We start from the raw sequence: 282 nt of genomic DNA on the forward strand, positions 1-282 counted from the left end.
GAGGAATGCGCGTTGGCTTTGAGGCCGTGGCGCTCGATGGCCCCGGCGTTTCGGGTGTTGTAGTTCCTGGTATATCTTCTGTGTCTGATGCGGAGGCTGCTATAGGATATGCAAGGTACGCTCCTCTTGGGGTGAGGGGAGCCTGTCCCTGCGTCACCCGCCCTTCGTCGTGAAGGCCGACGGTTTGGCCGCCGGCAAAGGGGCCTTCGTGGTAGAAGAGCTCGCCGAGGCGATGCGCCTGTGTCGTTCGCTTTTAGAGGAAGGGGCGTTGGGAGAAGCCGG

1 pseudogene is annotated in these 282 nt (G+C 62.1%); it reads left to right on the forward strand.

Annotation, left to right across the window (positions count from 1 at the left end):
• Positions 1-148: 148 nt before the first annotated feature.
• Positions 149-282, forward strand: a pseudogene (locus EZM41_RS13985) (phosphoribosylamine--glycine ligase); the annotation flags it as partial.

This window comes from Acetomicrobium sp. S15 = DSM 107314 (assembly GCF_016125955.1).
GTDB lineage: Bacteria > Synergistota > Synergistia > Synergistales > Thermosynergistaceae > Thermosynergistes > Thermosynergistes pyruvativorans.